Here is a 20720-nt window from a genome sequence, read left to right as displayed (position 1 = left end):
ATTGAGCGAAGTATTTTTCTTGATTAGCGGTGGAGGTCAGTGGTAACAGACTCGAAGATCATCAGTCCATCCGGAGTAATAAGGTATTAGGTCGATGGTTCACTGGTGTTCAGTGAGTTCAATAACTGCTCTGTAACTTCAATCAGGTTTAGCACAATGTTTGGTGTGAGGTGGGTCGTTTTGAAACCATGAGCAATAGCATTACGCAACGAAAAAGCATTCATTAGCGATTGATATTCAGCTTTAGAAATCACCCCTTCAGTTGCCAACTGCTTCAACAAACGAAGCGGTTCGGATCGCTGCAAGTCAAGTCCTTCTTTATTAGCAAGAAGTCTTAGAGTTGCCTCAGCAAGAGACCAGGCATAAAGGATAGATGATTCTGGATGATGAACTGTAAGCTCTCTAGCTACTTGTAATTGTGACTTTATCTCATGTTCTTGAAGAGAACCTTCTACTTTTGCAGAGTATAGGGCATCCTCTGGGTTAGTCATTACCAATTCAACTCTCCAACCCGGATGATCTTCCACTGCTTGAGCTAACCCCCGTAGATATTGTGCAGAGGCAATTGAAGGACGTGACTTTACCTCAATAACAACTTTTTCCTCTCCTCGACGTACTATCATGTCAGGACGGTAGCTCCGCAGGAAATCAGGCAACTCTTCAGGTTTGGGAGAGAGTAGCACCTCGTAACCTTTCTGACGATATTCCGTCACTAGTTCGAGTAATCGCGATCTTTCCAATTGCTCAGTTCGGGCATCCATTAAACAATCACCTCCTGGTCAGGGGCATCAGTTACCACAATGTGTAAGAATTCATTACCTCTAGCAAAGCCTTCTGCTAGGGTCGGAGTTATATTTTCTACTTTAAAGTTGCCTGACAAATCTCTTTTTCTTACCAAGACATCAGTTATTTGGTTGTCATCAACATATGCCAGACCAATGATGGCGTCTTGAATTGGCTTAACTATGTTGTCTACATCCATTGCAACCGAATCATAGAAGTACGTCACCTTAAGCATAACTAGCCCAATAGCTGGCGGCTGAGCTGAAGACCAGTATTTTTCTGCTTCTTGTCTAACCGTAGCTTTCCAAGCTCTAAGCCTTTCACGCCTACGAGCTTGTTGCGATACTGGGGGACCATCCACTATGAACTCAAATGTCGTCAATGGGAGAAGCCCTAACATGCTTGACAAAAGCAGCAATCTATGTATCTAAAATGGGGCGAAGGCGATCGCATCTTTCCAATCAAACTCTACTAGGAAAGAGCGATCGCGATTCTAACTAGGCGATAGAGGGAATAAAGAAGACAACATGCCAAAATCATAGCCCCAAGAACAGGACTGGAGAGCTTCGACGAGATTGTCGCTCAGTTTGTGGAAGCCTAGATTTGGGTCAAAGGCGATGTACACCTACAAAAAAAATGACCCGGAGTCCACGCCTGTCACAAGCATCCCGTATTGCTGCTACCTTCCGGTTCTGACAAGATTTGGGCGTTGTGACCGCGTAGGTCCAGGTCTCTTACAGCATAACATTAACGAAGGGGAGTTAACGGGTTAGCCGGATACTTTTTCCCCTCGTGCTCACTCTACAATCACGCGCCATTCATAAAGCTGATAATTGACGCAGCCGTTTTTCACTAGTGGGTCTTGCTCGACAATGGCTTGAGCTTCGTCTAATGACTCAGCTCGGAAGATCATCATGCCGCCACCGCGCTTTGCCCAGTAGCCACTTTTAGCGCCGTGTCCCTTAGCGATCAAGTCCTTAACATAGGCATGGTGGGCAGGGACATGCTGGTCAAAGGTCGGTTTATCGACGATTCCTTCTTCAATCTTTACAAATAGAGGCATTTGACTCGCTAGTTATATCGTTTTCAGTGGCAAAGGTAATGGCTCAATATGGATAAATCAAAGCAGCGCTTTTTCATTGCACTCCTACCACCGCAGGATATAAGAGAGGATGTCAATGAAATCAAGCAGTATTTTGGCGATCGCTACGCCAGCCGCAAGGCTCAGAACTCTCCCCCTCACATTACCCTGCAACCACCTTTTGATTGGCAAGTGGATGAAGTACAGCAACTAGAGCGCTGTTTGAAAGCGTTTGCTGATACCTATAATTCAGTGCCAATTACCCTGAGGGGGTTTGGTGCGTTTGTACCGCGTGTGATTTACATCAATGTTGTAAAAACAGCGGAACTCCTGGCATTACAGCAAGACTTGATGGCTGAGGTAGAAGAGTCGTTGGGGATTGTAGACCGGGTGTCTAAAAGTCGCCCCTTTGCCCCTCATATGACCGTTGCCTTCCGCGATTTGACCAAGCAAAATTTCCGAGCCGCGTGGCAAGAATTTCAGCAGCGGCAGCTAGAGGTTGAATTTACTGCCTCTGGGCTAACGCTGCTGATTCACAACGGACAGCGCTGGATTATTAGTGCCGAATTTCCGTTTCAATCATCAGGGCGGGGAGAACGTATGCAGGATCAAGGGTGAATGCCTCAATCCCTAATCCCCATTAATCCGGTCGTTGGATAATCGTCTCAATAACCCGTCGTTTGGCTTTAGCGTCGATACCAATCAGGCGTACGTAGTCGCCGTCATGTTCGTTGATGCATTCGGCTACAGCGGCAAGTACCTCGTCTTTGCGCTTAGTATCAAGCGTACCGCCACTCTTCCAGGAACCAGTGCGGAAGCGCCGCTTGTCGGCATACTCCATCCCGATGCGGTAACCACCGTTTATGAGTTCCTGCACCTGCTGCTGGACTTCTGAACTGAGTTGATTGTTTTTTGCCGCCTGACCATTACCCTTGTCTGGAGCGCGATCGCCATAACTCCGGTAGTACTGGTCATTAGATGAGGGTGGGTTGGCAATGTCGATGCGGTCTGTAGTTTTACGGCTTTCTTCGTACAAAAAGCGTTCGTGGAGGGCGTCTTCTGTAGCTTGATGAGGGCGGCGAGGGCTATGATCGATATTGCTTCCCTGAGTTTGGGCGCGATCGCCTGAACGTTTTTCCGGCTCGCGTTGCGGCGGCGGGGAATCATCTCTATCGGTGTGCCGCAGGTTTTGGTTATATTGCCGACCTAGGCGCATTGTCTCAACGCGCTCCTGTTCGCCACGCATCACCTTGCCAAACTCTATTAAATGGCGCAGGCTGAAATCCGGTTTCTGGAAATTGGGGGGTGTTTCGTTACTATTGACCACACGACCAGAGATCTTTTCAAAACCCGTTTGGTGAATAAATTTGCGAACTTGTTCATCGTAGAGACGCGATCGCAAAGCACTAAAAAAGTCAATGGATTGATTGGGGAAGGTGTCAACCAATTCTTCAATGGCACTCCGGGACAACCCATCTGCAGCAAAAATGCCGCCGACGATGCCAATTCTATCTTCTCGGTCTGGTGCCCAATAAAACTTATCCATGCGACCATCCCGAATCAAGGGCGCATAGAGGGTGGAAAAGTCATTCCCCGTCACAATAATTGGTACGCGAGGCAAAGGCGTGGAGTCATAACTGCCAGGAAGTTGCACATTAGTGGGGTTATCGGCAATATTCATCAATGTGCCGTTAACCAACTGTGTATTGACCGTGTACTGCGTACCTTGGTCGAAACGCCCTGCTCCCGCATCCAAGTCGTTGATCATCAAGACACACATCTTACCGCGCACCTTAATCAGATCTGCGGCTTCTCGATAGCGCAGGCGAATCAGACGCCCTGGATCTCCCGCATCCGGGCTTTCCATTTCTCCAGCAGACATATGAACCGCTTCTACGCCCATGCGCTCGAAGACAAGCTCGCATTGAAATGACTTACCTTCTCCTTTATGCCCATGAATTCCCAGAATTAGAGGAACTCGTACCTGAGGTAAGTTAAGGAAATTTTTTGTAATATGAACGGCAAGTTTATCTAAAAAGCGAGGAGAAATATAGTAACTCATCAGTTCCCTTATGTGTCGATTGCTTCAGCCGGATATGTCAGAATTTTATGACAAATTATAAACAGGAGGAGAGCCAGGTCAAACGTACAGCCCTGCTAGGTGTTGCCCAAACTAGGAATGACAATGACACCCGCAGCGGCGAAACGGAAACCAATCGGCACGACTACAGGTGCCACCATCACCTGTAAAACCCCTAGAGTAGCGTTAGAGTAAAACTGCGTTTCCGTTCACAGCACCCCAAATTAGGTCGTCTTGATTAAAAACAACTTTATCGTTACTGTGGCAAGCGATCTGCCCATCAACAAGTTCAGGAATTGGTAACACAGGTAGTTCTCAAGTAGGGGAAACGGCATGCGGTGCCTAAAAACTTTGCCTACCTGGGCGTAAACCTCTGTTTTCCTTGGCGTTTCCCAAAAACTTGCCACGGATTGAGAATAAAATGCGGCTTTTCCTGAAGGCTTAGATTCTGGAAAAGCCGCACCTAACCTACACTTTAATCATTACCTGAAACTTCAGGTCTAGAAGCCTCTACTGTTGGGCTTGTGAATGATGAAGCTGAGAACTTGGCACTGCTTCACGTTGTCGAAGCCAACAATCCGCACGAAGCAGTCGCGGTAGTCAGAACGGCAAGCATTAACTTCGTCCATCACTTCCCGGACACTTTTGGCATTGAATAAAGGCAACTTCCACATAGTCCAGTAGTGCTGTTCGGGTTCAGAAACTTCGCTGAACTCAACAGCAGGAAAGTAGCCTTGATCCAAAATGTACTGAATTTGTCTACCCATCTGAGCATCGCTCAGGGGAGGTAGGTAAGAAAGAGTCTCGTAACGGCGTTCTTTGGGTAAAGTTTGCATTGCTTGTTGGTGTACTGGGTATGAATGGTTAACGTTGGCAGGCTAACTGGATTAATCATCCAAATTAGACTCTGAATCGGCTGCAGGTTCGCTGGTTGGGGCGGGGTCAGAAACACTGAGTTGTGTAATTCGCTCTAAATGCTGACGCCGATGTTCGATATTTGCCTTTTGAATGCCTGTACGAACCATTTCTGGCAAAAAATCTAAGACTTCTTCGGCAATATGCTGCCGCACAGTCATAATCCGCAACGCTAGGTCTTGTCTCTCCTTAAGTAATTCCAGGAGATAAGCTTCTCCATCTTGGATACTGTTCCGCGAGGAAAAGCTATGTAGCCATAACGCCTGGGGAGGGTCTGTCTCGCCCAGTTGAGCCAGGACAGTCCGCAGGGCTTGATAGGTCAAATAGCTACTCAGTATCTTAGCCGTGTCTTTGGTAACTTGTTTAAGATCCATGCTTTGACCCCAGCCTCTAAAAGATGAAGTATGAAGGATGAAGTAATTTTACTTTCACCCTTCACCCTTCAGCTCTTCTTATACGGTATCCATTGCCTCGAACTCGAACTTGATTTCCTTCCACAGTTCGCAAGCAACAGCCAACTCAGGACTCCACTTACAAGCTTCGCGGATTACGTCGCCGCCTTCGCGCATCAAGTTGCGACCTTCGTTACGAGCTTGGACACAAGCCTCAAGAGCGACACGGTTGGCAGTTGCACCAGGTGCATTACCCCAAGGGTGGCCCAGGGTTCCACCACCGAACTGCAAGCAGGAGTCATCACCGAAGATTTCTACCAGAGCAGGCATGTGCCAAATGTGGATACCACCGGAAGCCACAGGCATGACACCAGGCATGGATGCCCAGTCTTGGGTGAAGTAAATACCACGGGCGCGGTCTTGTTCGATGTGATCTTCGCGCATCAAATCGACGAAGCCCATGGTGATGCCTTTTTCACCTTCGAGCTTACCAACGACGGTACCGGAGTGAAGGTGGTCACCACCAGACATCCGCAAGCACTTGGCTAGGACGCGGAAGTGGATACCGTGGTTCTTTTGACGGTCGATTACGGCGTGCATCGCGCGGTGGATGTGCAGCAACAGACCGTTACGGCGGCACCACTTCGCCAATGTGGTGTTAGCGGTGAAACCACCTGTCAGGTAGTCGTGCATGATGATCGGGGTGCCGATTTCTTTGGCGAACTCAGCCCGCTCCATCATTTCTTCGCAGGTGGGGGCGGTGACGTTGAGGTAGTGACCTTTGATTTCACCAGTCTCAGCCTGGGATTTTTCGATGGCTTCTTGAACGAATAAGAAGCGATCGCGCCAGCGCATGAAGGGCTGGGAGTTGATGTTTTCGTCGTCTTTGGTGAAGTCTAGACCGCCGCGCAGACACTCGTAAACGGCACGACCGTAGTTCTTAGCAGACAGACCGAGTTTGGGCTTAATCGTACAACCCAAGAGAGGACGACCGTACTTGTTTAGTTTGTCGCGCTCAACGGTAATTCCGTGGGGAGGCCCTTGGAATGTCTTCATGTAGGCAATCGGAATCCGTAGGTCTTCTAAGCGCAGGGCACGCAAAGCTTTGAAACCAAACACGTTGCCCACGAGGGAGGTGAGCAAGTTGGTAACAGATCCTTCTTCAAACAGATCCAATGGGTAGGCAACAAAGCAGATGAACTGGTTGTCTTCACCAGGAACTGGCTCGATATCGTAGCAACGACCTTTGTAACGGTCGAGGTCGGTGAGGAGGTCTGTCCACACGGTTGTCCAGGTACCTGTGGAAGATTCTGCTGCTACCGCCGCGCCTGCTTCTTCGGGGGGAACGCCAGGCTGAGGGGTGACGCGGAATGCCGCCAGAATATCTGTATCTTTTGGAGTGTAGTCGGGGGTGTAATAAGTTAACTTATAATCTTTTACCCCGGCTTCATACCCAGCCTTTGACTGAGTTTTTGTTTGAGAGTAGCTCATGTCTTCCTTCCTTGGGAACTGCTGAATGTTACTGCTGGTTTAGCAGACTGAAATTGTTGCGAGTATTAGTGCAAATTTTAACTTGCTTTATAAAGTCAAAATTCTTTACACAATAGGAGTAATAGCCTTTAACGGTATAACAATACGCGCAACGATTCCATGGTGTAGCTGAGAAATGAAATTACCCAACCACTGCTAATTGTACAAACTCAACTTGTGGAAGTTTCGTTGAACAGGGAAGCGGTAGAGGCAACACATAATTTCTTAAGTGTTTTGAATATACCAAGAATACTGATATTGAAACTTCAAATCTCTTTTATTAATGTATAAGTTTTTTTTATTAATATAACAAATGTATTTTTTTGTGAAGTTTCATTGCCGTAAAAGTATAAGTGTTTGTTGATATGTATTGGCTTGTTGGTAAATTATTGACAACCAGCAAACAATATGATTATTTTTGGCGATCGCTCTTTAGATTCGGCTCAACCAAGTAGAACATAGCGGTACTAGCATCTCGGGGGAAGCCCCTGACTGTGGCGGATCACGATTAGGTAATTCCTACTAAAAATTAAATTAATTAATCTCCAATTCTGTGAAGCAAAATACTCAAACTGTGATACCAAAACAAACACATCAAGGATGGCAGGGCAGTCTTGATTTAGTCTATGCCCGTCACCACAACAAAACCCAGGTGATTCACTCTCAGATGCAAGCCCCGCTGAAGGTGCAGCGTCCGTTTTACCCAGAGAAGGAAGCTGTTTGTCATAGTGTGGTGTTGCATACAGCGGGGGGAATTGTCGGGGGAGATAGGCTTTCCCAAAACATCCATCTGAAACCGAACGCCCAAGCTTTAATTACAACGGCGGCGGCGGGAAAGGTATATCGCACTCAGGGACTAGAGGCGAGACAAAATATCCAGATTCAAGTAGAGGCGGGGGCTTGTTTGGAGTGGTTGCCGCAAGAAACTATTGTGTTTAATGGTGCCGTTTATCGGCAGGAATTGCGGGTAGAATTAGCGCCAGGAGCGAGTTGGTTGGGTTGGGAAATTACGCGGTTTGGGCGAAGTGCGAGGGGGGAGAAGTTCTTGCAGGGGGAATGGCGATCGCATACCGAAATTTGGCAGCAAGCACGCCCGTTGTGGATCGATAGACAATGGTTACCCGGTGGAGAAGAAAGCGTCTATAGTCCCCACGCTTTAGCTGGACAACCCATTGTTGGTACTCTCGCCTGGGTAGGACAACCCGTGTCACTAGAACTGATCGAGAAAGCCAGACAGTTGTGGAGTGACAAAGAACGCCAAGGAAGATCAGGCGTTACGCCCTTAATGTCAGGATTATTGTGCCGCTATCGCGGTTCATCAACCGCAGAGGTGCGAAACTGGTTTACAGATGTTTGGCAGTTACTACGCTTTTCCTGTCTAGGGCGTTCTGTCGTCAAGCCGCGAGTCTGGCAAATCTAAACTCCTAAATCTCAACATGCAACTTACCCCGCAAGAAAAAGACAAACTGCTTATTTTTACCGCCGCTTTAGTCGCAGAACGCCGTAAAGACAAGGGACTGAAGCTAAATTATCCAGAAGCCGTTGCCTACATTTCTGCTGCCATTTTAGAAGGGGCTAGAGAAGGAAGGACAGTGGCTGAATTGATGAGTTATGGGGCTACCTTGCTAACTCAAGATGACGTCATGGAAGGTGTGCCAGAAATGGTGCAGGAAGTGCAGGTAGAAGCAACCTTTCCCGATGGGACAAAGTTGGTGACGGTTCACGATCCGATTCGGTAGGGAATCAGCACGGCTTCCTAACCCTGGACGATATAGCGATCGCCATGACTGGGAGGCTGCGAGGTGACGATGAACTCCAGATCTTCTTCAGAATCATTTTGCATTTGATGGGGCACTCCTGGCGGCACCTCCACGCCTTCATGGGTACAGAGAATTTGGCGATCGCCAGCAATTTCTAACGTGGCTATACCGGAGAGGATAAAGAAAAACTGCCACGCAAAAACATGAAAATGTCTGACTTCTGAGCATCCCGGTGGCATTCGTTCCTGAATAATGCTTAATTGCGGCTGCTTTACTAAGTGCCAGCCATCGCAGCGATCGCCCCAGAGGTAATGTTCCGCAGTATCCTTGCTAATCATTGGCAGTATTTACTCAGTCCCTCATCGGGGATAACCCATGTTTTGAGGGGTTAGTATAGCAGCGCCATTTAATTAAATAGATACCCAAAGTCTTTAGAGGTCAAGATGATTCCAGGGGAAATGATTGTTCAAGACGGCGAAATCGAGCTGAATGCAGGGCGTCCAACCGTGCAGTTACAGGTCGCAAATACAGGCGATCGCCCCATTCAAGTGGGTTCGCATTTCCACTTCTTTGAAGTCAATGAAGCCCTGGATTTTGACCGCGAACAGGCGCATGGGATGCGCCTCGATATCCCTGCGGGTACAGCGGTGCGTTTTGAACCTGGAGATGAACGGGAAGTGACGTTAGTGCCGTTTGCAGGTAGCCGTCAGGTTTACGGCTTTAACGCCAAAATCAATGGTTCACTCGATACGTAATCAGGATCAGCCCCGATCATCAATAAACTTTGACGCTTTTAAGTTTCCTGTTAGGGCGATTAGGGAGATGGGGAAGAATCTCCCGATAAATCTAATCAAGGTGGTGAAACTTGTCAACTCATGTCGTAGCCAAACAAATTGGGGTCAACTTCACCTAGCTGCAAATCTGCTAACCCATACTCTGCCCAGCGTCGCTCTACCATCGCCGCCACATCGGGATCGGACTCCAACGGTTCGCCCCATTCATGTTCCGTTTCCGGGGGAATCTTGGTCGTCGCATCAATTCCCATACGTCCGCCTAAGCCAACCTTTTCGCTGGCGAAGTCCAACGTATCAAAGGGCGTATTCGGCAGAATAAATACGTCCCGCACGGGGTCAACTTTAGAAGAAATTGCCCACACCACCTGACGCGGATCGCGGATATTGATGTCTTTATCTACCACAATTACAAACTTGGTGTAAGTAAATTGGGGCAACGCACTCCAAAAAGCGAGGGCAGCACGACGGGCTTGTCCGGGATAGGCTTTGTCAATGGAGATAATTGCCGCTTTGTAGCTGAGGGCTTCCATGGGCAGGAAGAAGTCTACAATTTCTGGGACTTGTTGCCGCAGGATGGGGGTATAGATGCGGTTAAGGGCGATCGCCATCATCGCTTCTTCTTTCGGTGGGCGTCCGCTAAAGGTGGTGAGATAAAGCGGATCATTGCGATGCGTCATACACCCGAAGCGAATCAAGGGCGAATCTTCCACCCCGCCGTAGTAGCCCATATGATCGCCAAAAGGGCCATCCGGCAGCACTTCCCCTGGCGTAATCGTCCCTTCCAAAACAAACTCGGAGTCCGCTGGTACTTCCAAATCTACGGTTTTGCACTTCGCCAGCTTTACCCCGGAACCGCCATAAAGTCCGGCAAATAGCCATTCAGAAAGGTCTAACGGAATTGGCGTCGCCGCTGCCATGATAATCAACGGATCGACACCAAGGGCGATCGCTACCTCTAATTTTTTGCCATTTTCCGCCGCCTTCCTTAAATGCCTTGCCCCACCCCGCACCGATAACCAATGCACCGTCATCGTATTTTTTGATTGCAGTTGCAGCCGATACACCCCAACATTCGGCGTCCCCGTCTCGCAATCTTTTGTAATCACCAACCCCAACGTGATAATCTTCCCCGCATCCCCCACATAGGGACGAATCAACGGCAGCTTGTTGAAATCCAACTCATCCCCTTCCAGCACTACCTGCTGACAAGCGGGGAAAAAGTCGCGCCCTGGCTTAGCTTTCACCACATCAAACAAAATTTTGCCAAACTCCACCGCCTGAGAAATCTTCTTCGGTGGCTTCGGCTGTTGCAGCATCCCCAGCTTTTTCCCCAGTTCTTCCAACTCCTGCGGGTGCTGCATATTCATTGCCCAGCAAACCCGTTCCTCAGTTCCCAGCAGATTCACCGCCACCGGAAAGGATGCTCCTTTGACATTTTCAAATAGTAGCGCCGGCCCCCCCGCTTGCAGCATCCGGTTAGCAATTTCCGCAATTTCTAAATCTGGGTCAACCAGGGCGTTAATTCTCCGTAATTGCCCTCGTTCTTCCAGTAGCTTAATGAATCCCCGCAAGTCTCTTGACATGATTAAGAAGTATGAACTGCCATCCTTTCTTTTATTATGGGGGGAATTTTAGACCGTAGGAGCACCTCTTCGTCCCTCAGCCCCTGTCACTATGCCAAACAATGCCAGTATGACACTAGAGAATCATCCTGCCCTGATCGATAAAATTAGTCTCTGCATTCATCAAGCGATTTTGAACGTTCAGCAGCAGCATCCAGAATTTCTTAAAGAAAAATATAAAACTGTTGCTTGGAACAATAGCAAACAGAAATCTTCGTTGCTGGAAAAGCTTAAACAAGAATTTAGTAAAACCAAAGACCGGGAATCAATAAATTTAAACTTGCAGAGAATTCTTCAACTTCTGTTTGTGCCTGAATATTTTGATTCTTCGTATTTTACCGATATAAGAAAGCAGCTTACTTCCATACTGACCGCATCCTTAGCAGCAAATACTCCTGAAGATTCAACTTCCCTATCGGCAGGAATTGCTATCCTACTGCTCGACGCGGAAAACTTACAACTCGATACTAAAACAGAAAAGTTTCTTGCTAGTCTCTGTACCTATCCCATCCAAATTAAGATTGCCTTTGCCAACTGGCGTAGTATGGGCAAGCAAGATGTTGACTATCACGGACGCGGCTACGAACTCATTCACGTTCCGGCGGGTAAAGATAGCGCCGATGTGAAAATGGCAACAGTCGGTTCGTCAATTTTTGTTCATTACCCCAATGCCAAAGAGGTTTTAGTCTGCTCCTCCGATGGCGTCTTGACCCATCTTTGTAACACGCTTCAAACTCACGGATTAACAGTGTATTTAGTCCGTAAACAAGGCGACAACATAACTGTTTTAAACAACAAGACTAGTGAAACTCAGACTCATTCGCTGAAAGCGTTACCGGAAGTTCCACCGCTAGAGCAGGCGATCGCGCAGTTAAAAGAGATAATCAAAGCTGAACAAGCACTTACAAATAATCACTGGATAAAGCTATCTAAAATATCCAGCTTATATCACGAGAAATATAAACTAACCATCAGCCAAGTTGTATCCGTTCACCTACCTGGCAAAAGAGCCAGAGATGTTTTTATTGAAAATCCGCAGGACTTTGTTGTTCATCAAGTTTCAGATAAAACAGAAATTTATATTAGCTTGTTTAAGCTATCTGTTTCTGATATCATAAGTTCTAATTTAAGTCAACAAGCAAATCCTCAAACTTCTCCAAACAATGCAACCAAAGTTAAGTCAAAAGTAGAATTGGAACAAGCAATAAGAAAAATTATTAATGTTTCGACTGCTCAATCTCCAGGAAGCTATATCCCTCTGAATACCTTAGGAATTAAATTTAGGCAGCAATACGGTCAGTCTGCCACCACAATTATTAAACAGCTAAAGCTAAGTACCAGTTTTATAAAATTTCTACAGTCTTGCAATGTGTTTGAGTTAAAGAAAATTGATGAAGATTGGAATATAGCGATCAAAGATACGAAATAAAACTAATTTATCAGCAAATATTTGGTATGAATCGACTATTGCCCAAGCCAACCCTTGAAACCAATTACAGCAGCGATAGTCAAAGAAAGTTGCACTCCCGATGTGTCTGCCTTTAAGCTCTAACTTCTATGCGCTTCAAATCTCAACAACGGCGATCGCAAATGCCAGAAGTCAATCTCGTGCCGATGATTGACGTCATGATGAGCGTAATTGCCTTTTTCGTGATTCTCTCGATGACCTTAACGATACAGCAGCAGTCGGTTGACATATCGCTGCCGAGTACCGAGGAAGGAGGTAAGCAACAGGTAACGCCAGACCCTCTGATTGTTAGCATCGATCGCCAAGGGCAGGTGTTTATCGGCAATCAATCCCTTCAGGCATCGGAGTTGAAGCAACCGGTACAAGCCTATTTACAAGGCAATCCTAAGGGAACGGTTGTCTTAAAAGCGGATAAAAAATTGCCCTATGAAGACGTTGTGCGACTTTTAGGAACCCTACAGGATATCGGCGGCGATCGCGTTTCTCTAGCCATCAACTAAAAAGGGTCAAAACGCACCTAGTAAGGGAATGACAATGTGGCTTGCCCCTAGGAGAGAATCAACGTTCTCACGTCTTGTGCGTAAGTCCTGATGGCGCTGAGGAGGTGAAGGGGGATTTGCAGAATAAAGTTATGGTTATCGGTGTAACTAGGGGCATTAGCTTCGCTGGCGTTCCCTAGTGAGCCGCAGGCGTTACCCAGGAAAATCAACATTGAATCGGAAAGTCACTAAACTTTTATGATATGGAACGATCTTCCTTGAGAATGACCTTTAGCGTTTGAAAAAGCGGCAAAATGACACCGCAGGTAAGCTCACAGGGGTGATAGTCCATGAAAATCGATCGCATTCACTTCTACGTAGAAGACGCCAGAGCCTCCCAAGACTGGTTTATCAACTGTATGGGTTTTCAAGCTCATGCCTCTGGTGCCAGCTACCATACCCAAACTAGGGTGGTAAAAAGTGGCTCAGTCTACATTGTTTTATCGTCTCCTCTGACGGCGGCAAGCCCTGTGGCTCAATTTTTACGTCGGTATCCTCCTGGTGTTGCGGATGTAGCGTTTCTCGTTGCCGATTTAGACTCTGTTCTAAAAAAGGCAATTACGAAGGGGGCAAAAGTCTTGCAGCCTGTTGAGCAACGACAGTTTGCTGACGGGAGCATGAAGTGGGTGAAAATCGCGGCTTGGGGTTCTCTGACTCATACCTTGGTTGAGCGTTGCGGCGTGGCTCCCCTGCTCCCCGACATCAATCTAGCCCCAGAGGATAACGCCGAGATTGCTGATACTTACAACGGTATCGATCATGTGGTGCTGAATGTCGCTGCTGGGGACTTAGAACGGGCGTTGTCTTGGTATGAAGGGACGTTAGGGTTTGAACGTCAACAATCCTTTGCGATTGAGACGGAGCAGTCGGGGTTACGCTCTCAGGTGCTGGTGCATCCTCGGAGTGGGATGCAGTTTCCCATTAATGAACCCACGTCAATAAATTCTCAAATTCAAGAGTTTCTCGATTTTAATCATGGCCCAGGAATCCAGCATATTGCGTTGCAGACGCCGCAAATTGTGCAGGCGATCGCGCGACTGCGGCAAGGTGGTCTATGCTTTCTGCCGATTCCCCAAACCTACTACACGCAATTGCAAGATCGGCATCGGGGGCTGTGTTTATCGCCAGAGGAATTAGAAGCGATCGCTATCCAAGAAATCTTAGTGGACTGGCAAGAGGATGCCTCAGATTCCCTACTGCTGCAAATCTTTACACAGCCAATTTTTGAGCAACCCACCTTTTTCTTTGAATTGATCGAGCGTCGCGCCCAAGCTCAGGGATTTGGAGAAGGTAATTTCCGCGCCCTATTTGAAGCAATTGAACGGGAACAACATAAGCGGGGAAGTTTGAAGTAGTAAATACCAGGGAGTAACAGCAGCGAGGAGAGTCCCTTCCTGAACTGGCAATTATCCCTGCATATAGGCAGGTGAGAATAAATTCAGTAAAGTGTTAAATAAACTTAATACTCGCAACCATTTTCGCCCTAAATAATGTTAAGAATTATCACAGATTTCGATGGCCCTATCTTAGACGTTTCGGAGCGCTACTACCGTGTCTATGAGTTTTGTCTAGAAAAAATACAACACCCAAACCAGCCTCTGACAAAGCTCTCGAAAGAGGAGTTTTGGCGAATGAAGCGTGCCTGCATTCCCGAATCCAAAATTGGGATGAAGTCAGGTTTGGATCAGGCACAAGGGCAAGAATTTGCCCAATTACGGCGTAAAACCATCCATACGCAGCCTTATCTGGTCTACGACCAACTGGCACCGGGAGTGTCGGAGGCATTAGAAAAAGTGCATCAAAACCCTAATCTAGACTTGGTGGTCTTGACGATGCGCCGGGTGTGGCAACTTTACTCTGCCTTTAACAGCTACAACTTAGAGCGCTTTTTCCCCAATGACCGCTGCTACTGCCTAGAAAACGACTATGTCAAAACCCGCGACATCGACGATAAGACAAGGTTGATGGAACGAGCGATCGCGGAATTACCTCCCGCCTCCGATATCTGGATGGTCGGAGATACCGAAGCGGATATGATTGCCGCCAAAAACCATGGGATTAAGGCAATTGGTGTGCTGTCTGGAATTCGCGATCGCGCCCATCTCAGCCGCTACGAACCTGAGGCAATCGTCAACAACCTCAGCGAAGCGATTGACCTTATCCTCTCTCCCAGCCTGTCTCACGTTGGAGAGGAATGCCTGCGCTAGGCGTTACTGGTGGGGCGGTATGGCGAGTGCCAGCGGCGAGCCTTGCTCCTTATCCCTACAAACTTCAGCGCAGAAAACTACTAATTAGCCAGAGAATCACAAATGTCACCAGGCTGGCAAACGTCTCCACCGTTAAATTGAAATTAGTAAGCTGTGTCTGCAACGCGCCGCCTAAAACGCTTCCGATTCCTATACCCACTACCAATCCAGCCAACGTCAGCAAAAGAGCGCGACCAAATTGCCGTTCTTTGCGATTGAGAAAGTAAATATTAAACCCAAAGCCTAAAGCGATCGCCAACGGCAAAATGGCTTCATCAGGGGCAGGATAAAAAATAGCTAAAGCGCTCAAAAGTAAGAACGCACCAGCCGACCAGAGGATGTCTTCCAAGGACGGAGTATCGACAAACCGTCGCAGCCAAGCTGGAGACTGGTTAGCCGCTGTCTGAGGAACACTCGGTGGTGTTTGAGACAACCGTTCGGGAAAACGAATCCGTTCTGGAACTTTAATTTTGCCTTCTTGCCGCATCCGCAGGCGCTCCATAATGATTGCATCATAAGCAGCTTCCACGGATTCCATAAGCTTTTGGTCGTCACGATGCTGTTGCATCAAACGTTTGCGAGCATCCTGAATTTCATCAAAGGAAGCATCTTCCGTAACTCCAAGCTTTTCGTAGTGATTTTGGTCACTCATCCCAAACCTCCTTTGACCTGCCTTCTTTTCACTGGTACTACAGCGGCTCTACACTGGTGGTGTGACATCTAGTGGTAACGTCCCTTACGATGCTGATATCGGCAGTAAAGTAAATAGAACAGTCGTTACCGATTGACATTACGACTCTCCTGCAAGCTAGTTTAGCTTGATCCTTAAACACACCGCTCTCCTGAATTAAACACTTTCACGCTCAAACTCTCTTTCATAGGGTTATAAAGGGTTATCTTCATAAAAAATTTACGAACGAGATCTCACCTGAGTATGATGTCAGTAGCTATTGGCATCGCTTAGTTCTTTGTCGATAATTGATTAGATGCTGATTACACCATTGGTGTCAACAATCTCCTCGTTCCATCAATGCTCCAGTTCTTCTTGAAAAGTTTATGACCATGGCTCCTGCCAAAATTCTTGTTGTGGATGACGATCCGGCGATCCGTAATTTAATCTTTCGCTTTTTAAGCCAAAAGAGCTATCAAATGGAATCGGCTCAGGATGGAAAGACTGCTCTGGCAATGTTTGAGCAATTCAACCCCGATCTAGTCATTCTGGATGTAAATTTGCCGGACGCCACCGGCTATGCCCTTTGCGAAGAGATGCAGAGCCGCACTGACGTGTTTGTGCTCATGCTCACCAGCCGAGCTGATGCTGCTGACAAAATAAAGGGATTTTCTCAAGGAGCGGATGACTACATTACTAAACCGTTCGATTTACAAGAACTGGAATATCGAGTAGGAGCGATTTTAAAGCGTCAGCGGATTGTCACTACCGCCGAACAACAGCGGATAGTCTTCAATCAACTAGTCATCGATCCAGGGCGTCGGGAAGTTACCCTCAACAACGAACTTGTGTTGTTGACAGCTTTAGAATTTGACTTGCTGCATTTTCTTGCCAGTCATCCCGGTCGAGTTTTGCGTCGCTCTGAGTTGATTCAACAGGTTTGGGAATACGACTATGTGGGAGATCAGCGGGTGGTTGATGTCCACATCGGGCAAATTCGCAAAAAGATTGAACTCGATTCCAGTCAGCCTTCCTTAATTCAAACGGTGCGGGGTGTTGGCTACAAGTTTGAGGCTCCCCAAGTTAAGCAGCCCAGCAATAAGTCTGAATCCTAAATCGCCAAAGTAACCCTCAGCCTAATAGGAACTAGGCTCAGGGTTGTTTGATTGGCTTCTTCTTAGGAAAATAGCAAGGGACTGGGGAGCAGGGGCGCAGGGGCGCAGGGGCGCAGGCTTCGACGTGAGACTTCGGCGTGAGGCTTCGACGGTGAGCTCAGCCGAACCGCGCTCAGTCGAACGCTCAGCCGAACGGGCGCAGGGGAGAGGAAGAGAACCAATAACCTCTTTCATCCTTCATACTTCACCCTTCATACTTCATCCTTCATACTTCACCCTTCATCCTCCACCCTTCACCCCTGATTACAAAATCTTCCTAGTTGCCAATTCCTAGCCTTGTCCAGAAGAAGTCGCTGTGTGATTGTTGGAATCAGCGGTTGTCGGCTCCGATGTGGCAGTATCTGACGCTTGGGGTAAGGAATTTGCCTGAACGCTTTGTTTTATCTGTTCAGCTTCTCGCTGAAACTCGTTCTCAAAATCCTTAGACGCGTCCTGAAATCCTTTGATTGCCTTACCAAGACTGCGACCAACTTCCGGCAGCTTTTTCGGGCCAAACACCAGTAGAGCAATGACTAAAATCAGTGCCATCTCTGGCAGACCAATCCCAAAAACGTTCATGGGTTCCTCTTGCAAACGTACAAATTCAGTATAAGACCTACAAAAAAACCCAGGACTTGACTTGCCTGGGACATCTCGCTGTTTTTTCAAAGAATGATGATGGATGCGATCGCTTACTGACCTAAGCTCGTCCAATCGACATCAATACCCCGAAGCAGCAAAGAGGAATTGTAGAGCTGCAAGATAATGAGAAGAAATACAAAAAATAGCAGCATGAAGACTGCCATCAGTGGGGTTGTACCCCAGCCCGGGGCAACTTTACCATACTCAGAATTGAGTGGTTTGAGGATCTCTCCCAGCCTAGTCCGTTGTGCCATGAGTCACCTATGATGAATCTAAATAGATTTTTTGTAATGTTCCGTAATATTATAGGGGGAACAGAACTCATAATTGAGCTAAATCATGGAACCCGCAACAGTTCTTAGCATTTGTATCGGCGCTTTCGTTGTCGCTATTACAGGCTTTTCGATCTATACCGCTTTTGGCCCCCCTTCTACGCAGCTGAGCGATCCGTTTGAAGATCACGAAGATTAATCTATCTCAAAAATCATCCGTTACTCCTTCAGTCATTCGTCTTCATCTTCATCAAGTGACGTTTCTTCCTGGCTCAATCGTCCAGGAAGAGCGGCAATGATAGCATCCAATACTTTGGCAACGGGAATCACTTCTAAACCAACCTCCGGTAAGGTCTGACCTTTAGGGACAATTGCCCGCTTGAAGCCTAGTTTGGCGGCTTCTTTGAGGCGCAGTTCCATCTGAGAGACTAATCGGACTTGTCCGCCTAGACCGACTTCCCCAATTAATACAGTGCGAGGATCGACAATGCGATCGCGAAAACTAGCAACCACAGCCACCGCAATCCCCAAATCGGCAGCGGGTTCCTCCACACCCAAACCTCCAGCCGACGCCACATAAGCATCCAGCTTCGACAAGGGAATCCCCACCCGCTTTTCTAACACTGCTAAAATTTGCTGCAAGCGGCTGTAATCAACACCAGTAGTGGCGCGGCGCGGGGCACCATAACTAGCCGGACTCACCAAGGCTTGCAGCTCCACCACAATCGGGCGCGTCCCTTCACACGCCACCACCGTCGCCGTGCCGGGGTTCATTTCCTCCCGGCTGCCTAGGAATAGCTCTGAGGGATTTGACACCTCCTGCAAGCCCTTATCGACCATTTCAAAAATGCCGATTTCGTGGGTTGCCCCAAAGCGATTTTTTACCGAACGCAACAGGCGATGAGAGGCAAAGCGATCGCCTTCAAAATACAGTACTGTATCGACCAAATGTTCTAATACCCGTGGCCCCGCGATCGCCCCTTCTTTTGTAACGTGACCGACAATGAGCAAGGTAATATTCGCCCGCTTTGCCACCTGCATCAGGGCTGAGGTACATTCCCGCACCTGTGCCACCGAACCGGGAGCAGAAGTCAAAGCCGCAAAGTATAGCGTCTGAATACTATCAATCACAGCGACTTGGGGTTTGAGCGACTCCAATTCCCGTAGGATCTCTTCTAAATCAGTTTCTGCCAGAACATAGAGATTAGAGTCAGGGTCTTGGCTGGCTGCTTCAGTTTGAGTGGCATTACCGTTTCCTTCCTTGCTTTTAGCCGCAGACTTTGCCTGCTTTTTCCCGTTCCCATTCGAGGTTTCCTCCTCAACTTGTTCCAGCCCCACTCCTAACCGAGCCGCTCGCAGTTTCACCTGCTGCCCCGATTCTTCAGCAGAGACATAGAGGATGCGGTGTTTGTAGGCAAGGAGATTGGCTACCTGTAGCAGCAGTGTAGACTTACCAATACCAGGATCGCCCCCAATCAGGACTAATGAGCCAGGAACAATTCCTCCTCCCAATACCCGGTCTAATTCTCCGTAACCTGACGGAAAACGGATCTGACCCTTATTAGAGATTTCTGAAAACTTCAGGGAAGACCTCGGCTGGGCGGGGGAGTTGTGAGTTGGGGTGGAACTGCTGTGAGTATTGGATTGCCAACCTCCCCGGCTGAGGCTCAAGGAATTAGTCGGAGCGGCGACCTGCTCTTCCAGGGTGTTCCAACTGTCACAGCCAGGACATTTACCTGACCATTGGGGGAATTCTGATCCACACTCGGTACAAACGTATAAAGTTTTAGGCTTAGGCATTCTGATAAAAATGTTAAAAAGTATTAATAATGGTCAACAATCAAACAAATATTAAAAAAAAATGCAATTAAGCGTCGGATAGGAAGTTTCACCCTTCAAAAACCTTCGCACAGCGTAATATCTTATATAGATAAGCTACTGATAAATTAATAATTTGCTATTTCAGTATTAGGAGTCTTGGGTCCGTTGGAAACTCATAAAGAAAAAATCCTCGTAGTCGATGATGAAGCCAGCATTCGCCGGATCTTGGAAACTCGCCTCTCCATGATTGGCTACGATGTCGTCACGGCTGCTGATGGTGAAGAAGCCCTTGATACCTTTCATCTCACTGAACCTGACTTGGTGGTTCTAGATGTGATGATGCCCAAGCTTGATGGCTATGGCGTCTGTCAGGAACTGCGGAAGGAGTCGGATGTGCCTATTATTATGCTAACGGCTCTAGGCGATGTTGCCGACCGGATTACAGGTCTAGAGTTAGGAGCTGATGACTATGTTGTCAAACCCTTTTCGCCGAAGGAGTTGGAAGCACGGATTCGCTCAGTATTGCGACGGGTTGACAAAGTCGGTGCATCAGGAATCCCCAGTTCTGGCGTCATCCATGTTAGCAGCATCAAGATTGATACCAACAAGCGTCAGGTTTATAAGGGAGATGAACGTATCCGTCTCACCGGGATGGAATTTAGTCTCTTGGAGCTGCTAGTCAGCCGCTCTGGAGAACCTTTCTCCCGTTCAGAGATTTTGCAGGAAGTCTGGGGCTATACGCCAGAGCGTCACGTCGATACCCGCGTTGTAGATGTCCACATTTCGCGACTACGGGCAAAGTTGGAAGAAGATCCTAGCAACCCTGAGCTGATTCTTACAGCACGCGGTACGGGTTATCTGTTTCAGCGGATTATTGAGCCTGGAGAGGAATAAATTCGTTGTGAGCTGTGAATGATGAGTTGAAGAAAACGTTCAGCTTTAGCGGGTTTC

26 protein-coding genes and 1 other RNA gene are annotated in these 20720 nt (G+C 47.7%); 12 read left to right on the top strand and 15 right to left on the bottom strand.

Annotated elements, in window-relative coordinates:
- Positions 1-86 precede the first annotated feature (86 nt).
- The 4 genes from AC5JR3_RS12055 to AC5JR3_RS12040 form a co-directional block, all read right to left on the bottom strand.
- Positions 87-761, bottom strand: a complete 675-nt coding sequence (locus AC5JR3_RS12055) for a hypothetical protein (RefSeq protein WP_495846249.1) — start codon at positions 759-761, stop codon at positions 87-89.
- Positions 761-1144, bottom strand: a complete 384-nt coding sequence (locus tag AC5JR3_RS12050) for a RusA family crossover junction endodeoxyribonuclease (RefSeq protein ID WP_495846247.1) — start codon at positions 1142-1144, stop codon at positions 761-763. The genes AC5JR3_RS12055 and AC5JR3_RS12050 overlap by 1 nt, the downstream gene beginning before the upstream one ends.
- A gap of 274 nt (positions 1145-1418) precedes the next feature.
- An RNA gene (ffs, locus tag AC5JR3_RS12045) (signal recognition particle sRNA small type) lies at positions 1419-1515 on the bottom strand.
- Between the two features lie 64 nt (positions 1516-1579).
- Complete coding sequence (locus tag AC5JR3_RS12040; protein ID WP_495846245.1) at positions 1580-1846, bottom strand: YciI family protein; 267 nt, start codon at positions 1844-1846, stop codon at positions 1580-1582.
- A 48-nt stretch (positions 1847-1894) separates the two neighbouring features.
- Between AC5JR3_RS12040 and AC5JR3_RS12035 the strand changes: the two genes are divergently transcribed.
- Positions 1895-2482, top strand: coding sequence for a 2'-5' RNA ligase family protein (locus AC5JR3_RS12035; RefSeq protein ID WP_495846243.1), 588 nt, complete (start codon positions 1895-1897; stop codon positions 2480-2482).
- A 22-nt stretch (positions 2483-2504) separates the two neighbouring features.
- Here AC5JR3_RS12035 and AC5JR3_RS12030 read toward each other — a convergent pair whose 3' ends face one another.
- Positions 2505-3926 carry a RuBisCO small subunit-like domain-containing protein gene (locus tag AC5JR3_RS12030; protein WP_495846241.1) on the bottom strand — a complete coding sequence of 474 codons (1422 nt, stop codon included), beginning with the start codon at positions 3924-3926 and terminating at the stop codon, positions 2505-2507.
- Positions 3927-3973: 47 nt separating this feature from the next.
- Here AC5JR3_RS12030 and AC5JR3_RS12025 point away from each other — a divergent pair, with 47 nt between their 5' ends.
- On the top strand, positions 3974-4114 hold the full coding sequence (locus AC5JR3_RS12025) for a hypothetical protein (RefSeq protein ID WP_495846239.1): 141 nt from the start codon (positions 3974-3976) through the stop codon (positions 4112-4114).
- A 330-nt stretch (positions 4115-4444) separates the two neighbouring features.
- On the opposite strand, the gene AC5JR3_RS12020 is transcribed toward AC5JR3_RS12025, so the two are convergent.
- From AC5JR3_RS12020 to AC5JR3_RS12010, 3 genes are all read right to left on the bottom strand, one after another.
- Positions 4445-4780 carry a ribulose bisphosphate carboxylase small subunit gene (locus AC5JR3_RS12020; protein WP_495846237.1) on the bottom strand — a complete coding sequence of 112 codons (336 nt, stop codon included), beginning with the start codon at positions 4778-4780 and terminating at the stop codon, positions 4445-4447.
- Between the two features lie 51 nt (positions 4781-4831).
- A complete protein-coding gene (gene rcbX / locus AC5JR3_RS12015) occupies positions 4832-5233 on the bottom strand; it encodes a RuBisCO chaperone RbcX (protein ID WP_495846235.1) in 402 nt (133 codons plus the stop codon).
- Between the two features lie 78 nt (positions 5234-5311).
- Complete coding sequence (locus AC5JR3_RS12010; protein ID WP_495846233.1) at positions 5312-6742, bottom strand: form I ribulose bisphosphate carboxylase large subunit; 1431 nt, start codon at positions 6740-6742, stop codon at positions 5312-5314.
- Positions 6743-7355: 613 nt separating this feature from the next.
- On the opposite strand from AC5JR3_RS12010, the gene AC5JR3_RS12005 reads away from it, so the two are divergent.
- Both AC5JR3_RS12005 and ureA read left to right on the top strand, forming a co-directional pair.
- Positions 7356-8201 (top strand): urease accessory protein UreD, encoded by an 846-nt coding sequence (locus tag AC5JR3_RS12005; RefSeq protein ID WP_495846231.1) that lies wholly within the window; start codon positions 7356-7358, stop codon positions 8199-8201.
- Between the two features lie 16 nt (positions 8202-8217).
- Positions 8218-8520 (top strand): urease subunit gamma, encoded by a 303-nt coding sequence (gene ureA / locus AC5JR3_RS12000; protein WP_495846229.1) that lies wholly within the window; start codon positions 8218-8220, stop codon positions 8518-8520.
- A 17-nt stretch (positions 8521-8537) separates the two neighbouring features.
- On the opposite strand, the gene AC5JR3_RS11995 is transcribed toward ureA, so the two are convergent.
- The gene (locus tag AC5JR3_RS11995) at positions 8538-8879 is read right to left on the bottom strand and encodes a cupin domain-containing protein (RefSeq protein ID WP_495846227.1); all 342 of its coding nucleotides are present in this window, start codon (positions 8877-8879) and stop codon (positions 8538-8540) included.
- A gap of 105 nt (positions 8880-8984) precedes the next feature.
- On the opposite strand from AC5JR3_RS11995, the gene AC5JR3_RS11990 reads away from it, so the two are divergent.
- A complete protein-coding gene (locus AC5JR3_RS11990) occupies positions 8985-9296 on the top strand; it encodes an urease subunit beta (protein WP_495846225.1) in 312 nt (103 codons plus the stop codon).
- A 113-nt stretch (positions 9297-9409) separates the two neighbouring features.
- Here AC5JR3_RS11990 and AC5JR3_RS11985 read toward each other — a convergent pair whose 3' ends face one another.
- On the bottom strand, positions 9410-10918 hold the full coding sequence (locus tag AC5JR3_RS11985; RefSeq protein ID WP_495846223.1) for a UbiD family decarboxylase: 1509 nt from the start codon (positions 10916-10918) through the stop codon (positions 9410-9412).
- Positions 10919-11009: 91 nt separating this feature from the next.
- On the opposite strand from AC5JR3_RS11985, the gene AC5JR3_RS11980 reads away from it, so the two are divergent.
- A complete protein-coding gene (locus AC5JR3_RS11980) occupies positions 11010-12386 on the top strand; it encodes an NYN domain-containing protein (RefSeq protein WP_495846221.1) in 1377 nt (458 codons plus the stop codon).
- Positions 12387-12514: 128 nt separating this feature from the next.
- Positions 12515-12925: an ExbD/TolR family protein gene (locus tag AC5JR3_RS11975; RefSeq protein WP_495846219.1), complete on the top strand. Its 411-nt coding sequence runs from the start codon at positions 12515-12517 to the stop codon at positions 12923-12925.
- Positions 12926-12972: 47 nt separating this feature from the next.
- Here the strand turns inward: AC5JR3_RS11975 and AC5JR3_RS11970 are convergent, their stop codons facing one another.
- On the bottom strand, positions 12973-13137 hold the full coding sequence (locus tag AC5JR3_RS11970; RefSeq protein ID WP_495846217.1) for a hypothetical protein: 165 nt from the start codon (positions 13135-13137) through the stop codon (positions 12973-12975).
- Between the two features lie 117 nt (positions 13138-13254).
- On the opposite strand from AC5JR3_RS11970, the gene hppD reads away from it, so the two are divergent.
- Together hppD and AC5JR3_RS11960 are read left to right on the top strand one after the other, a co-directional pair.
- Positions 13255-14319, top strand: a complete 1065-nt coding sequence (gene hppD / locus AC5JR3_RS11965; protein WP_495846215.1) for a 4-hydroxyphenylpyruvate dioxygenase — start codon at positions 13255-13257, stop codon at positions 14317-14319.
- Between the two features lie 135 nt (positions 14320-14454).
- Positions 14455-15171, top strand: coding sequence for an HAD family hydrolase (locus AC5JR3_RS11960; protein ID WP_495846213.1), 717 nt, complete (start codon positions 14455-14457; stop codon positions 15169-15171).
- A 64-nt stretch (positions 15172-15235) separates the two neighbouring features.
- Here AC5JR3_RS11960 and AC5JR3_RS11955 read toward each other — a convergent pair whose 3' ends face one another.
- Complete coding sequence (locus AC5JR3_RS11955; RefSeq protein WP_495846211.1) at positions 15236-15862, bottom strand: CPP1-like family protein; 627 nt, start codon at positions 15860-15862, stop codon at positions 15236-15238.
- A 410-nt stretch (positions 15863-16272) separates the two neighbouring features.
- Here AC5JR3_RS11955 and AC5JR3_RS11950 point away from each other — a divergent pair, with 410 nt between their 5' ends.
- Positions 16273-16995: a response regulator transcription factor gene (locus AC5JR3_RS11950; protein WP_495846541.1), complete on the top strand. Its 723-nt coding sequence runs from the start codon at positions 16273-16275 to the stop codon at positions 16993-16995.
- Positions 16996-17325: 330 nt separating this feature from the next.
- Here AC5JR3_RS11950 and AC5JR3_RS11945 read toward each other — a convergent pair whose 3' ends face one another.
- Together AC5JR3_RS11945 and psbH are read right to left on the bottom strand one after the other, a co-directional pair.
- Positions 17326-17613 carry a TatA/E family twin arginine-targeting protein translocase gene (locus tag AC5JR3_RS11945; RefSeq protein ID WP_495846209.1) on the bottom strand — a complete coding sequence of 96 codons (288 nt, stop codon included), beginning with the start codon at positions 17611-17613 and terminating at the stop codon, positions 17326-17328.
- Between the two features lie 113 nt (positions 17614-17726).
- Entirely contained in the window at positions 17727-17930 is a 204-nt protein-coding gene (gene psbH / locus AC5JR3_RS11940) for a photosystem II reaction center phosphoprotein PsbH (protein ID WP_495846207.1), read from the bottom strand.
- A gap of 85 nt (positions 17931-18015) precedes the next feature.
- Here psbH and psbN point away from each other — a divergent pair, with 85 nt between their 5' ends.
- Entirely contained in the window at positions 18016-18147 is a 132-nt protein-coding gene (gene psbN, locus AC5JR3_RS11935) for a photosystem II reaction center protein PsbN (RefSeq protein ID WP_495846205.1), read from the top strand.
- Positions 18148-18179: 32 nt separating this feature from the next.
- Here psbN and radA read toward each other — a convergent pair whose 3' ends face one another.
- Positions 18180-19748 carry a DNA repair protein RadA gene (gene radA / locus AC5JR3_RS11930; RefSeq protein WP_495846203.1) on the bottom strand — a complete coding sequence of 523 codons (1569 nt, stop codon included), beginning with the start codon at positions 19746-19748 and terminating at the stop codon, positions 18180-18182.
- 186 nt (positions 19749-19934) lie between these two features.
- Here radA and rpaB point away from each other — a divergent pair, with 186 nt between their 5' ends.
- Positions 19935-20663, top strand: a complete 729-nt coding sequence (gene rpaB / locus AC5JR3_RS11925) for a response regulator transcription factor RpaB (protein ID WP_495846201.1) — start codon at positions 19935-19937, stop codon at positions 20661-20663.
- The last annotated feature ends 57 nt before the right edge of the window (positions 20664-20720 follow it).

Source organism: Kastovskya adunca (assembly GCF_059505785.1).
This window is presented reverse-complemented; position numbering and strand designations above follow the sequence as displayed.

Coding starts and splice junctions, on each gene's coding strand:
- psbN (WP_495846205.1), top strand. CDS start 18,016: ATGGAACCCGCAACAGTTCTTAGCATTTGTATCGGCGCTTTCGTTGTC.
- AC5JR3_RS11990 (WP_495846225.1), top strand. CDS start 8,985: ATGATTCCAGGGGAAATGATTGTTCAAGACGGCGAAATCGAGCTGAAT.
- AC5JR3_RS11970 (WP_495846217.1), bottom strand. CDS start 13,137: ATGTTGATTTTCCTGGGTAACGCCTGCGGCTCACTAGGGAACGCCAGC.
- AC5JR3_RS12035 (WP_495846243.1), top strand. CDS start 1,895: ATGGATAAATCAAAGCAGCGCTTTTTCATTGCACTCCTACCACCGCAG.
- AC5JR3_RS12010 (WP_495846233.1), bottom strand. CDS start 6,742: ATGAGCTACTCTCAAACAAAAACTCAGTCAAAGGCTGGGTATGAAGCC.
- AC5JR3_RS11995 (WP_495846227.1), bottom strand. CDS start 8,879: ATGATTAGCAAGGATACTGCGGAACATTACCTCTGGGGCGATCGCTGC.
- AC5JR3_RS11960 (WP_495846213.1), top strand. CDS start 14,455: ATGTTAAGAATTATCACAGATTTCGATGGCCCTATCTTAGACGTTTCG.
- ureA (WP_495846229.1), top strand. CDS start 8,218: ATGCAACTTACCCCGCAAGAAAAAGACAAACTGCTTATTTTTACCGCC.
- AC5JR3_RS11980 (WP_495846221.1), top strand. CDS start 11,010: ATGCCAAACAATGCCAGTATGACACTAGAGAATCATCCTGCCCTGATC.
- psbH (WP_495846207.1), bottom strand. CDS start 17,930: ATGGCACAACGGACTAGGCTGGGAGAGATCCTCAAACCACTCAATTCT.
- AC5JR3_RS12040 (WP_495846245.1), bottom strand. CDS start 1,846: ATGCCTCTATTTGTAAAGATTGAAGAAGGAATCGTCGATAAACCGACC.
- AC5JR3_RS12055 (WP_495846249.1), bottom strand. CDS start 761: ATGGATGCCCGAACTGAGCAATTGGAAAGATCGCGATTACTCGAACTA.
- hppD (WP_495846215.1), top strand. CDS start 13,255: ATGAAAATCGATCGCATTCACTTCTACGTAGAAGACGCCAGAGCCTCC.
- AC5JR3_RS12020 (WP_495846237.1), bottom strand. CDS start 4,780: ATGCAAACTTTACCCAAAGAACGCCGTTACGAGACTCTTTCTTACCTA.
- radA (WP_495846203.1), bottom strand. CDS start 19,748: ATGCCTAAGCCTAAAACTTTATACGTTTGTACCGAGTGTGGATCAGAA.
- AC5JR3_RS12025 (WP_495846239.1), top strand. CDS start 3,974: ATGACAAATTATAAACAGGAGGAGAGCCAGGTCAAACGTACAGCCCTG.
- AC5JR3_RS11955 (WP_495846211.1), bottom strand. CDS start 15,862: ATGAGTGACCAAAATCACTACGAAAAGCTTGGAGTTACGGAAGATGCT.
- AC5JR3_RS11985 (WP_495846223.1), bottom strand. CDS start 10,918: ATGTCAAGAGACTTGCGGGGATTCATTAAGCTACTGGAAGAACGAGGG.
- AC5JR3_RS12030 (WP_495846241.1), bottom strand. CDS start 3,926: ATGAGTTACTATATTTCTCCTCGCTTTTTAGATAAACTTGCCGTTCAT.
- AC5JR3_RS11975 (WP_495846219.1), top strand. CDS start 12,515: ATGCGCTTCAAATCTCAACAACGGCGATCGCAAATGCCAGAAGTCAAT.
- AC5JR3_RS11950 (WP_495846541.1), top strand. CDS start 16,273: ATGGCTCCTGCCAAAATTCTTGTTGTGGATGACGATCCGGCGATCCGT.
- rcbX (WP_495846235.1), bottom strand. CDS start 5,233: ATGGATCTTAAACAAGTTACCAAAGACACGGCTAAGATACTGAGTAGC.
- AC5JR3_RS11945 (WP_495846209.1), bottom strand. CDS start 17,613: ATGAACGTTTTTGGGATTGGTCTGCCAGAGATGGCACTGATTTTAGTC.